The sequence below is a fragment of the Clostridium sp. 'White wine YQ' genome (assembly GCF_028728205.1).
Taxonomy (GTDB): domain Bacteria; phylum Bacillota; class Clostridia; order Clostridiales; family Clostridiaceae; genus Clostridium_T.
Genome location: NZ_JAQYUU010000001.1, coordinates 312,520 through 324,515 on the forward strand (window position 1 = coordinate 312,520; position 11,996 = coordinate 324,515).

Sequence of the window (11,996 nt, forward strand, 5' to 3'; positions counted from 1 at the left end):
CTATCGAACATATTATGTTATAGGAAATACATCGAAGGAGGTATTTATATGTTTCAAAGTAGTCAAGAAGAAACTAGATTTCCACTAGAAGGAAATGAAAATAATGATATATTCGAGAGTTATCTAAGAAATGATGATGGATACGAATATGATTGTCAAAGTGAAGGTGATATATGCAATGATTTTCATGAAGAGGATTGTGATGACCATCATGAAGACCAACATCACGAGCATCACCATGGAGAAAGAGGCAGTATCGTTGTTTATTCGAAATTTAGAAGTGCAAGCGGAGAACCTTTATCTGGAGTAAAAGTTAATCTATATAGACTAACTGGAGGATGTCCTAGACTAATAAGTTCCAAGATTACTGACTGTAATGGTAGAGTGATTTTTGATAATCTTCCAAACGGATTCTATAGAGTAGTAGAAGAAATAGATAAGAGATTCTTCCAAAGACCAACTTATATACCTTGGAATGAAGTTGAAATCAATGATGCAGTAGAAACAGCTACTATTATAGTTGTAAACAGATTACGAAGAAGAGATTGCAGAAGAAATGATTGTGGCTGTGAATTAGCAATAATTTTACTTCTATTCTTCTGTGGAGGTTGGGGCTTCTGGTTTTAAACTTAATTAATTTATATATATTTTTGTAAAAAAATTTATAGGTTCTTAAAATTAAGGGGGAATAAAAATAATCTATTATGAGTTTTTATTCCCTTGAATACTATTGTTTAATTTATTATTTTAATATAAAATTTTAGTATATTTTTATATAAGGAGAAATTACAATTGAGTGAAGAGATAAATGTATACATAAAAGTAAATGAAGAGGGGGCTATTCCTACATATGGATCTTTGCATGCTGCTGGCTGTGATTTATATGCAAGCATGGATTTAGTAATAAGACCTGGTGAAGTAAAAATAGTTCCACTAAATTTTAGTATGGCAATACCAAATAACTGTGAAGCACAAATAAGACCAAGAAGCGGGTTATCACTTAAAACAAACATAAGAATTCCTAATTCCCCAGGGACTATTGATGCTGATTATAGAGATGTGGTAGGGGTAATAGTGGAGAATAACTATAATAATGCAAACTTAAAATATGAAATTTTAAGAAATCCAGAAATAATAGATGAACTTAAAGAAAATTATGTTGAGACGAGCTTATCTAAATATTTAAAAAAAGGCCAAGAATTAAAGATTCTTGAGGATATTATCTATTTAGATAAAAAGGGCAATCCTTATGGAACAATTTATATTAAGAAAAATGAAAGAATTGCTCAAATGGTCTTTTGTGAATATAAAAAGGCAAAATTTATTGAACATGATAATCCAGCCGCAATAGGAGAAAATAGAGGCGGCGGATTTGGACATACGGGTGTATAGATAAATGCAATTCTAAATTTAAAAGCAGAAACCATAGAATAATCTAAGGTTTCTGCTTTTCTAATTTAGTTCTCAACTAAGGATTCCCACTCTTCATATAGTGAATCAATTTTATTTTGAATTTCAGAAATCTGTTTATTTATAGTTTCACTCTTTTCTGGATTAGAGTATACTTCTGGAAGACATTGTTGTTCCTGAAGTTTCAAGAGAGTATCTTCAGCATTTGCAATTTCTTTTTCCATATTTTGAATTCGGAGTTTAGAAGCTTTAGCCTCTTTTTCTGATTCTTTTTGCTTACGCTTTTCTTCTCTTATTTGGGTCTTTGTTTTTCCTTGAACTTCGTTAAGTTGTTCATATCTAGTAGGGTTCTTTTTCTTCTCAGAATAATAAGTATAGTTTCCTAAGTATTCTTTGATTCCATCAGCATTAAGTTCATAAATTTTATTTATTACTTTATTTAGAAAATATCTGTCATGTGATATTACCATAAGAGTTCCGTCATAGGATAAAATAGCATCTTCAAGAGCTTCTCTTGATAAGATATCTAAATGATTAGTTGGCTCATCAAGTAATAATAAGTTTCCTTTCGCTAGCATTAATTTAAGAAGATTTATTCTGCATTTTTCACCACCACTTAGTAAAGAGATATTTTTAAATACATCTTCTCCTTTAAATAAAAAAGCCGCTAATGCACCTCTAACTTCAGAAGTAGTTAGTTCAGGAAAAGCATCCCATACCTCAGCTAAAATAGTATTGCTTAGATTTAAATCTGATTGCTCTTGATCGTAATATCCTAGCTCAACATTTCTTCCTAGTACCTTTATACCACTATCAGGCTTTATATTATCTAATATTATTTTAAATAATGTGGTTTTTCCTCTTCCATTTTCACCAATTAAAGCAACTTTATCTCCTCTTTTTAAATCAAAAGATAGATTATCAAATAATACGTTGTCTCCATAGGATTTTTTTAAATTTTCAATATGTAGAACATCATTTCCACTTTTTAGTCTGGTTTCAAAAGAAATTCTAGACGCAGCTTTTTCTTTTTCAGGCGAATCTAAAAGTTCCATTTTCTCGAGAGCTTTTTCTCTACTTTCTGCAGCGCGTATACTTTTTTCTCTATTAAAAGATCTGAATCTATCAATTATTTCTTTCTGTCTTTTAATTTCAGCTTGTTGAAGATTATATGCTTTAGTACGTGCTTCTATATCTTTTTTTCTTAATTCTAAAAATTTAGTATACGGGGCACTATAGCAATATATTGAACCTTGTATTAACTCAAAAGTACTTGTTGTTACTTTATCTAAGAAAAATCTATCATGAGAAATTACTAGTACGCTTCCTTTATAGCTTAATAAGTATTCTTCAAGCCATTCAATTGCTTCCAAATCTAGATGATTTGTAGGTTCATCTAGTAGTAAAATATCAGGATTTCTTAATAGTAATTTAATTAGTGCAACCCTAGTTTTTTGACCACCACTCAAGTTAAATATATTCTTATCAAAATCCAGTTCAGTAAATCCAAGGCCTCTAATTACTCTAGATATTTCACCTTTATATGTATAGCCGCCTCTATGGGAATATATATCTTGAAGGGTAGTGTAATCAGTTATTAATTTTTCGTGATATGAGGCCTTGTTTTCATCATAAGGTTCCTTTAATTTTTCCTCTAATACTAGTAGGCGATCCTCTATATCAAGTAATTCTTGAAATACACTTAAAGCTTCACTGTAAATTGTACTATCTTCATCTAAAGCCAAATGCTGAGATAAGTATCCTAATGTTTTGTTTTTATCTAAAAAGACGTCACCTGAATCTTGAGATAACTCACCTGTTAATATCTTAAATAAGGTGGATTTCCCTTCACCATTTGCCCCTATAATTCCCACTTTTTCACCCTCATTAACTGAGAAGCTTAATTTATTAAGTATTACTTTTGTACCATAACTTTTTTCTAAATCCTTACATCCTAAAATAATCATTTTACTACTCCTTATTGGGGATAAAAATTCAATTTTATTATACTATATATAATTGTAAAATTCTAATTTAATCTATAATAAAACAATTGTTTAGTGAATTGAAAAAAGGTATTATTAGTATATTATAATTATGGAGATTTATTGAGAGGGGAAAAGATGGCTATGAAGAATAAAAAAATAATTAGAAATATTTCAATCCTGTGCGTAATTGCAATTGCTGCATTTGGAGTATATAAGTTATCAGTTGGAAAGAAGAAGGATATAAGTGTACGAACTTCAAAAGCCAATGTAAAGGATTTAAAATCATATTTAAGTACTACCGGAAAAGTGGAGTCAGCCAATACTAAGGATTATTATACATCACAGCTAAAGGTAACAAAAATATATGTTAAGGTTGGAGATAGTGTAAAGAAGGGGGATACCCTTGTTTCTTTCGATACAAGTGATTTAGATTTAGCAATTAAGCAAGCACAAATATCTTATAATAATGCGCAGCTTCAATATAATGATTTAATCAGCAAAAAAGGTACTATAGATAATAACATTAAGCAGCTGGATGATACAATAAAACAATTAGAAGGTAAAACAGATCCTGCAAGTGCTCAAGCATTAGCTTTAGCAAAATTAAACAGAAACCAATTAGTACCAATTAGTGATACACAAATAAAGCAAGCACAAAGTGCGGTAGATCTTGCAAAAATTCAGCTAGATAGTGCTAAGAATAAAGTATCAACAATGGGAGGAAGTATTGTAGCAGATTTTAATGGTACAGTTACAGCACTTAATTTATCTGAAGGCTCAGTAGGAAACCCTACTATTAAAGCTTTAACTTTACAAGATTTGAGTGCTTTAAAGATTAAAATATCATTAAACAAGAATGATTCAAGTAAAGTAACAGTGAATTCAAAAGTAGTAATACATGGACCTGAAGGTGATATTCCTGGAGTAGTTTCATTTATAGACCCTGCGGCAAAACAAGATACTTCAAATCCTTTGGCGGCTGGGGAGGTATCTTTAGGTGGTGAAATAAAACTTACGGAAGATATAAAAGGATTGAAGGTAGAATTTGATGTAGATGTAGACATTTTATTAGGAGAGAAGAGTGGGGCTCTTTCAGTACCTGCTGAAGCTTTAAAGGCAGCAAAAGGGAATAAGTATTATGTTTATGTAGTTAAAAATGGCGAGGTAAAAGAAGTTGAGGTTAAAGTAGGATTACAAACAGAATCTGATGCTGAAATATTATTAGGACTTAATGCAGGAGATGAGGTAATCTTAAACCCAAATGAAAACATAACTAATGGTACAAAAGTTACAGTATCATATTAGTAAAAATTCTGTGTAATGGGGGAGTTAGAGTGCTTCAAATAAAGAATGTAAGAAAAACGTATAGGACGGGAGATATTGTATACGAAGCTCTTAAAGGGGTGTCATTAGAAGTCAAGAAGGGAGAATTTACTGCAATAATGGGCCCTTCTGGTTCTGGAAAAAGCACACTTATGAATGTGCTTGGATGTTTAGATAGGATGGATGAAGGAACATATATATTAAACAATCAAGATGTTTCTAACCTTACAGATAATCAATTAGCCTTAATTAGAAATAAAGAAATAGGATTTGTATTTCAGAATTTTAACTTATTACCTAGAATGAGCATATTAGAAAATGTTGAACTCCCAATGGTATATGGGGGAATCGGAGCTAAAGAAAGAAGAGAAAGAGCATTAAATGCATTAGATAGAGTTGGATTGACTCCATGGATTAAACATAGACCTAATGAAATTTCAGGAGGACAAAAGCAAAGAGTTGCTATAGCAAGAGCTATAGTGAATAGTCCATCTGTTATTATGGCTGATGAGCCTACAGGAAATTTGGATTCAAAGGTTTCAGAAGAAGTAATGAAAATATTTCAACAACTTAACGATGAAGGAGCAACAATAATAATGGTAACTCATGAACCAGATATAGCAAAGTATACAAAACGAATACTTAAAGTAAGAGATGGTAATATTGTTGAGGATGATGTGGTTAAAGATAGAATAGTACTATGAAATGATCTGAAAAGAGGTTAGGATATGGGATTGTTAGAAAACTTTAAAATGGCAAAGGAAAGTATAGTTTCTAATAAATTAAGAAGCTTCTTGACAATGCTTGGAATAATAATTGGAATAAGTTCCGTTATAGCAATATTATCATTAGGGGCAGGAGGCAAGGCAAGTATAACTGGAGAACTAGAAAAAATAGGTTCCTCATCAGCTCAAATTAAAGTAGATACTCAAGAAGCTTCAAAAGGAGATTATTTTACCTTAAAAGACGTAGATTATTTAAAAGAAAAAGGTGAAAATATTAAATATGCATCAGCTTCAGCTTCAAGGCAAAGTACAATAAGGTATAAAGATAAAGGCAAAAGAGCATATATGACAGGTAGTAATGAAGATATGAAGTATGTGCAAAATTCTGAGATATTATATGGTAGATTCTTTAATGAAAAAGAAGTCGAAGATGGAAAAGATGTCATAGTAATCGATGATATTACAGCATCTTATTTATTTGGATATAAGGATGCAGTAGATGAGACCATAACTTTAGGTAAGGATGCCAATATTAAAAAATTTAAAATAGTAGGTGTTACAAAAAGTGCTTCCTACATGGGAGGATCGTTTAATGATCAAATGCCTGCAATGGTAAATGTTCCAATTACTGCATTAAGAAATATGTATGATGATTTATCTATTGATAATATATATATTGTATCAAATAGTAAGGAAACAACTGAAGATGCAATAAATGAGTCATTAAATATTCTAAGCTCAAAGCATAATAATCGTGGAGAAGATTTATATAGTGGAGAAAAACTATTAAAGCAGGTAGATCAAGTTAATAAGATAATAGATATTTTTACATCTTTCATAGGCGCAGTAGCAGCTATTTCTCTTGTAGTTGGAGGAATAGGAGTTATGAATATTATGTTAGTTTCAGTAACAGAAAGAACTAGAGAAATTGGAATAAGAAAAGCAATTGGAGCTACTACTAATGCAATACTCATCCAATTTTTAACTGAATCAGTAATTATATCACTAATAGGTGGACTTATAGGTATGATTTTTGGAATTATGGGAGCTTATGCTATTGGCAGCTATGCGGATGTTACGCCTGTATTATCACTCAGGGATATTATTTTAGTTATTCTTTTCTCCTCTTCTGTTGGTATATTTTTCGGTATATATCCTGCGAGAAAAGCTGCTAAGTTAGATCCAATTGACGCATTAAGATATGAATAAATTTAATTTAATTAATACTGAGTAAAAGCAGGAACTCTATAAAAATATAGAGTTCCTGCTTTTTATTATTAAATTAACTTATTTATATGTTCATTTTTACAAACCATCTTTCACGATAAATGTCTCCATTTTGGGGCAGTTATTGAGCAGTCCAACTACATAAAGTGTATAAAAATTATTTGCAATTAAATTTATTGGTTGAACTCTAAGATAAATAACATTATTTGTTGAAGAACTAATAGTAAAGTTGTATTTTCCTGGTGTCAATGGTAAATATCCAGTACTTTCTTCAAATTCTATATACTTAAATAATTTCTTGTCTTTCTTATTAACAAGATTAAGTAGTGGTGCTTCCGGTGATAGATGGATGAATCTAAAAAAGGCAGTTCCAAAGCTATAGGATTTATTTCCATCTATTATAGGGATTAAATCTAATACATTTAATTTGTTTATTATAGCTATAGTGTAAATAGAATGAGGCGATAGTTCAATTATTTTAGATGCTATTGGAAGCTTATTATCTCTAGATAAAAATATAGAGATTTTATGTTCTCCGGTAATTAAAGGGACGTAAATTGAATACTCCTTATATTTAATATTACTAAAGGCTAATATATCATCAATATAAACATCTATTGATGATATATTAGGAGACGTATTAAAAAAGCGTACGAATATTTCCATTTGAGGCAAGGTATTTGTGAACAATTCCCCTAAACCATTTTTTGAAGATTGATTTTGAAAATAATTCATTTAGTATAACCTAAAGATTTTCAAAGGGAATTACTCTATTATTTTCATTATATTTTAGTGAAAGAGCTATAATTCTCTTTACAATCATTTTATATGTTGATTTCGGAATGTTATATGCTCTTAAGGAACTTACTAGGCCAGGATTATTCTGTTCAATTTTATTTAGCACGTCATCAACTACTTTTAGTTCTTCAATAAATAAACTATCATCCTCATCCTCATCTATAGTTCTTATTAGAGTTAGTGGATCAGGTGGATTAATAATATTTTGACTTTGGGTGCTTAGGAAAAGGTTGTTATTTAGGTCGCTTTTAAGCTTACTTGATTTAATTAAGCTTTGTGAATTAACACCTGGCTCAAAGCCATTTGGAAAAGATGATAAGTTTAAGGTGTCGTGGAATACCCTAAAAGTTAAATCCTTTTCGTTAATAGATTCATACATATTTAAACCTCCGTTTATATTGTTAAATTAAATAATTTATTAATAAAAATTATGAAAAAAATGCTTTTATTAGAACTTTATTTAACAAAAACTTTTAAGTTTGAGTATTATACATAGGGAGGTAATGCATATGTTTCCTGAGGATGAGAGAATAAGAAATAAATTTATAGGGGTAAACTCTGAAATAATGCTTTTCAATGGAAAAAAAGCAAATTTCATTAATTTTGATAATGCAGCTACTACCCCAGCATTTAAAAGAGCATCACAGTATTTGAATAATTTTTTGCCCTGGTATGGAAGCGTTGGAAGAGGGGCAGGATATAAATCTCAAATTAGTACAGACTTATTTGAAGGGTCAAGGAAAAAAATACTAGAATTTTTCTCTCTTAAAGATAGAGATGATTACGAAGTTATATATGTTAAAAATGCCACAGAAGGTATAAATAAGTTGGCTAGTAGACTAATAACTTCTGAGGATGATTTAGTTATAACAACAAGAATGGAGCATCACTCAAATGATTTACCTTGGAGAGGAAAATGCAAGCTAGAATATATTGATGTAAATGAATATGGAAAGATATCCTTAGATGATTTAGAAGAAAAGTTAATAGAGAATATGGGTAGGTTTAGGTTTCTTACAATTACTGGTGCATCTAATGTTACTGGATATATAAATCCTATAAATAAAATAGCAAAGTTAGTGCATAGGTATGGAGGACGCATAATAGTTGATGGAGCTCAATTAGTACCTCATAGAAAAATAAACATGGCAGGGGCAAGAGCTGGGGAAGAAATAGATTACCTTGTTTTTTCTGCCCATAAAATATATGCACCATTTGGAGTAGGAGTTATTATTGGAAAGAAAGATGGTTTAATCCATGGAGAACCTGAACTAAAAGGTGGAGGAACGGTTGAGTTAGTTACAGATGATAAAGTTATTTGGAAAGAGACTGAGGGAAAAGATGAAGCTGGAACACCAAATATATTGGGAATTGCAGCATTACTTGGAGCCTTGGAGGAAGTTTGCGATATAGGTTATGAAACCATAGAGAGAAGAGAAGAAGTATTATTGAAAAATCTGTTTGAAGGACTAAGAAGTATAAAAAGAGTAAGAGTATATGGTATTCCTATTGTTCAAAACGATAGGCTGGGTATAGGCATATTTAATATGATTGGAATAAATCATACTGAATTAGCACAACTATTATCTACCCTAAGTGGAATATCAACCAGAAATGGATGTTTTTGTGCACAACCATATGTTCAGAGACTTCTTGGAATACCTAAATCAGAAATTCAGAAACATTTGGAAAACCCTAAAATGATAAAGGATGGAATGGTTAGGGTTAGCTTTGGAGTATATAATACGTTAGATGAACTTTGGACATTCCTTAATACTATGGAATATATATCAAAACGATATTAAAAATATTCAAAGAAAAAGGTAGTTCCTTTTTATTATAAATAGGAACTACCTTATATTATAGGGTTTTTATAGGAAACTTAACTTAAAACCCTATATTATTTTTGGTTGAAGACCTTAAATTTTGGTAGAAAGTTTTCTAATGTAAAATTTGGATCTCCAGCTATTAATGGTCTTAAGTATTCAATAGCTTCCTCAGTTATATGATTTCCAGCATCATTAATCCATTCTTTAGGGAAATACTTAACCTTATTAGCTATTTCAGTAGTTGGTACGGTAAAGGTTGAATATGTATAAGGAGAATTTGATTCTCTTTTTATAGCAACCATAAATCCTGACTCGTTTTCTAAGGAATATCTTAATGCATCATAACCAACTTGGTAAGATTCATCTATGTCTGTTTGAGATGCTGAGTGCATTGAACATCTTTGAAGAACTCCTAATTCTAAAGCTTTTACCCTGTCTGTTATTCCAGCTTTTATTATTTGAGCTCTAAGATAATTTCCAACACCACCAAGTTGAGCGTGTCCAAATCTATCGAGGGATTTAATTCCATTAATTAATGAAAGGAATTCACCGTTCTCATTAACAAGTCCTTCAGAAGCTACTATGTAAACTTTATTATTTTCTTCAAATTTTTTCTTCACATCTTCTAAAAATTTATATAAAGAAAATGTTTTTTCAGGAAGATATATAAAATCTGCAACAGGTTTTCCGTTCTTTTGAGCTAATGCAGCTGAAGCAGCAAGCCATCCAGTATCCCTACCCATTGTTTCCAATATAAAAATACCATTATTTATATAAACAGAAGAGTCGTAAAAAGTCTCTAATGTTGTTGTTGCAATAAACTTACCTGCCGAACCGAAACCAGGTGTATGATCCGTACACATAAGATCATTATCAATAGTCTTCGGAATTCCGATGAACTTAATATCTATTCCAAATTCTTTTCCGTAGGCAGTCAATTTGTTTGTAGTATCCATTGAATCATTACCACCTACATAGAAGAATGCAGTGATATCTAATTCTTTTAATATAGTCATTAACTTTTCATATTCTTCAGGGGAGGTTGAGTGATCCTTTAATTTATATCTGCAAGAACCTAATCCAGAAGATGGTGTGTATTTAAATAAATCTAATTGGTCTTGAGGTATATCACTTAAATTCACAATGTTTTTCTCTAAAATTCCTTCAATACCATTTAATCCGCCATATACATTATCAAAGGCTTTAAACTCTTTATTTGCCTCAATTAACCCTACAACACTTGAATTTATAACAGAGGTTGGACCTCCGGATTGTGCAATAATACAATTAGACATGAATTATCTCCTTTAAAACTTATTACATTAAATGTGCTATACTATTTAATGCTTTAAATACTCCATATACTAATATACACCATGTAATTAATATGTCAAAGGTATTTTTTACAACATATAGGACAAGAAAACGATTATATAATAAAAAAATATTAAATGTGCTATACTATTTAATTGATTAATATTTTTATTGTTAAAATCATATAAATTAAGTAAGAATAATTATGTTACTTTGTAATAAAATATATAGAACTCATTATAAACTTAAAGGGGAAGTATAAATGATAGGAGTAGTTATTATTGCATTGGCTTTAGCTATGGATGCCTTTGGTGTTGCACTAAGTATAGGCATTAATTGTGCTGTTAAACGAAAAAATAAGGTGTATTTTGCAATTTCATTTGGATTTTTTCAATTTTTATTATCTCTTATAGGTGCAATAGGAGGATATTATTTTAATAATTATATAGCAAATATACCTAATATAATAGGGGGAGCTATAATTGCAGTTGTTGGAGTTTTAATGATAAAAGAAGGTATGCAGCAAAAGGATGAGTGTATACTATTAAACCCCAAAATGTATTTTGTACTAGGCATATCTGTAAGCATTGATGCCTTAGTTGTTGGGTTTACAGCATTACATGACACGATAAATCCACTAGTTGTAATTTTATATACCAGCATTATTGGGATTACTACGCTATTTTTAAGTTTATTATCTTTTTATATATCGAGATATGCTAAAAGAATAAGCTTCATAGCTAAATATGCTGACTATATAGGTGGAATTATATTGATGATTTTCGGATTTAAAATGATGTTTTTATAATGTATTAATAACTAATCAAAGTGCAATTTTTATAATGTATTAATAACTAATCAAAGTGCAATTTTTATGATATAATATATAATGTAGAATAAAATTTATGTATTTGATATAAAATCAATATTTATTTTTAGAGGCAAAGTATGAAATATGAAGAACTATTAAAAGAAAAGAAAATGAAAATAACAAAGGGTAGAATGGCAATTTTAAATATACTCGAAGAAAATAATAAAAGTTTAACTGCAGAAGAGATATATTCATTATTAGGTGAACAGGATAAGGATGTTAATCTATCAACAGTTTATAGAACCTTGGAGCTTTTTGATGATAAAGATATAGTTGATAAACTTTTCTTACCGGAAGGGTGTTATGGATATTCTTTAAAGAGAGACGACCATAAACATTTGTTAAAGTGTGACATGTGCAGCAAAGAAGTTCTTGTTCCATGTCCTATTAAACAAATTCAAGAAATAATAAATTCGGAAGCAGGTTTCAAGATAACAGAACATTCAATTAAGTTACATGGAATTTGTGATGAATGTAATAAGAAAAATAAGTAAATATAGAACCCCTTACT

Annotated in this window: 12 protein-coding genes; 8 read left to right on the forward strand and 4 right to left on the reverse strand. The window is 30.1% G+C overall.

The window, feature by feature from the left end:
- Window positions 1-48 precede the first annotated feature (48 nt).
- Window positions 49-627: a SpaA isopeptide-forming pilin-related protein gene (locus tag PTZ02_RS01475; RefSeq protein ID WP_274226058.1), complete on the forward strand. Its 579-nt coding sequence runs from the start codon at window positions 49-51 to the stop codon at window positions 625-627.
- Window positions 628-792: 165 nt separating this feature from the next.
- Entirely contained in the window at window positions 793-1,392 is a 600-nt protein-coding gene (locus PTZ02_RS01480; protein WP_274226059.1) for a dUTP diphosphatase, read from the forward strand.
- 65 nt (window positions 1,393-1,457) lie between these two features.
- Here the strand turns inward: PTZ02_RS01480 and PTZ02_RS01485 are convergent, their stop codons facing one another.
- Window positions 1,458-3,377: an ABC-F family ATP-binding cassette domain-containing protein gene (locus PTZ02_RS01485; protein ID WP_274226060.1), complete on the reverse strand. Its 1,920-nt coding sequence runs from the start codon at window positions 3,375-3,377 to the stop codon at window positions 1,458-1,460.
- 162 nt (window positions 3,378-3,539) lie between these two features.
- Here PTZ02_RS01485 and PTZ02_RS01490 point away from each other — a divergent pair, with 162 nt between their 5' ends.
- Genes PTZ02_RS01490 through PTZ02_RS01500 form a run of 3 tightly spaced genes read left to right on the forward strand, consistent with a single transcriptional unit; the run spans window position 3,540 to window position 6,655 of the window.
- On the forward strand, window positions 3,540-4,703 hold the full coding sequence (locus PTZ02_RS01490; RefSeq protein ID WP_274226061.1) for an efflux RND transporter periplasmic adaptor subunit: 1,164 nt from the start codon (window positions 3,540-3,542) through the stop codon (window positions 4,701-4,703).
- Between the two features lie 29 nt (window positions 4,704-4,732).
- Entirely contained in the window at window positions 4,733-5,425 is a 693-nt protein-coding gene (locus PTZ02_RS01495; RefSeq protein ID WP_274226062.1) for an ABC transporter ATP-binding protein, read from the forward strand.
- Between the two features lie 24 nt (window positions 5,426-5,449).
- A complete protein-coding gene (locus PTZ02_RS01500) occupies window positions 5,450-6,655 on the forward strand; it encodes an ABC transporter permease (protein ID WP_274226063.1) in 1,206 nt (401 codons plus the stop codon).
- A 96-nt stretch (window positions 6,656-6,751) separates the two neighbouring features.
- On the opposite strand, the gene PTZ02_RS01505 is transcribed toward PTZ02_RS01500, so the two are convergent.
- A complete protein-coding gene (locus PTZ02_RS01505; RefSeq protein ID WP_274226064.1) occupies window positions 6,752-7,408 on the reverse strand; it encodes a DUF4397 domain-containing protein in 657 nt (218 codons plus the stop codon).
- Between the two features lie 10 nt (window positions 7,409-7,418).
- Entirely contained in the window at window positions 7,419-7,850 is a 432-nt protein-coding gene (locus tag PTZ02_RS01510; protein WP_274226065.1) for a hypothetical protein, read from the reverse strand.
- A gap of 130 nt (window positions 7,851-7,980) precedes the next feature.
- On the opposite strand from PTZ02_RS01510, the gene PTZ02_RS01515 reads away from it, so the two are divergent.
- Window positions 7,981-9,276, forward strand: a complete 1,296-nt coding sequence (locus tag PTZ02_RS01515) for an aminotransferase class V-fold PLP-dependent enzyme (protein WP_274226066.1) — start codon at window positions 7,981-7,983, stop codon at window positions 9,274-9,276.
- A 95-nt stretch (window positions 9,277-9,371) separates the two neighbouring features.
- Here the strand turns inward: PTZ02_RS01515 and PTZ02_RS01520 are convergent, their stop codons facing one another.
- On the reverse strand, window positions 9,372-10,595 hold the full coding sequence (locus tag PTZ02_RS01520) for a 6-phosphofructokinase (RefSeq protein WP_274226067.1): 1,224 nt from the start codon (window positions 10,593-10,595) through the stop codon (window positions 9,372-9,374).
- 281 nt (window positions 10,596-10,876) lie between these two features.
- Between PTZ02_RS01520 and PTZ02_RS01525 the strand changes: the two genes are divergently transcribed.
- Together PTZ02_RS01525 and PTZ02_RS01530 are read left to right on the forward strand one after the other, a co-directional pair.
- Window positions 10,877-11,422 (forward strand): manganese efflux pump MntP, encoded by a 546-nt coding sequence (locus PTZ02_RS01525; RefSeq protein ID WP_274226068.1) that lies wholly within the window; start codon window positions 10,877-10,879, stop codon window positions 11,420-11,422.
- Window positions 11,423-11,562: 140 nt separating this feature from the next.
- The gene (locus PTZ02_RS01530; RefSeq protein WP_274226069.1) at window positions 11,563-11,979 is read left to right on the forward strand and encodes a Fur family transcriptional regulator; all 417 of its coding nucleotides are present in this window, start codon (window positions 11,563-11,565) and stop codon (window positions 11,977-11,979) included.
- Window positions 11,980-11,996 lie beyond the last annotated feature (17 nt).

What these genes read in the sequence shown, in the direction of transcription:
- PTZ02_RS01475 (WP_274226058.1), top strand. Translation starts at nt 49, where the DNA reads ATGTTTCAAAGTAGTCAAGAAGAAACTAGATTTCCACTAGAAGGAAAT.
- PTZ02_RS01485 (WP_274226060.1), bottom strand. Translation starts at nt 3,377, where the DNA reads ATGATTATTTTAGGATGTAAGGATTTAGAAAAAAGTTATGGTACAAAA.
- PTZ02_RS01490 (WP_274226061.1), top strand. Translation starts at nt 3,540, where the DNA reads ATGAAGAATAAAAAAATAATTAGAAATATTTCAATCCTGTGCGTAATT.
- PTZ02_RS01500 (WP_274226063.1), top strand. Translation starts at nt 5,450, where the DNA reads ATGGGATTGTTAGAAAACTTTAAAATGGCAAAGGAAAGTATAGTTTCT.
- PTZ02_RS01505 (WP_274226064.1), bottom strand. Translation starts at nt 7,408, where the DNA reads ATGAATTATTTTCAAAATCAATCTTCAAAAAATGGTTTAGGGGAATTG.
- PTZ02_RS01510 (WP_274226065.1), bottom strand. Translation starts at nt 7,850, where the DNA reads ATGTATGAATCTATTAACGAAAAGGATTTAACTTTTAGGGTATTCCAC.
- PTZ02_RS01515 (WP_274226066.1), top strand. Translation starts at nt 7,981, where the DNA reads ATGTTTCCTGAGGATGAGAGAATAAGAAATAAATTTATAGGGGTAAAC.
- PTZ02_RS01520 (WP_274226067.1), bottom strand. Translation starts at nt 10,595, where the DNA reads ATGTCTAATTGTATTATTGCACAATCCGGAGGTCCAACCTCTGTTATA.
- PTZ02_RS01525 (WP_274226068.1), top strand. Translation starts at nt 10,877, where the DNA reads ATGATAGGAGTAGTTATTATTGCATTGGCTTTAGCTATGGATGCCTTT.
- PTZ02_RS01530 (WP_274226069.1), top strand. Translation starts at nt 11,563, where the DNA reads ATGAAATATGAAGAACTATTAAAAGAAAAGAAAATGAAAATAACAAAG.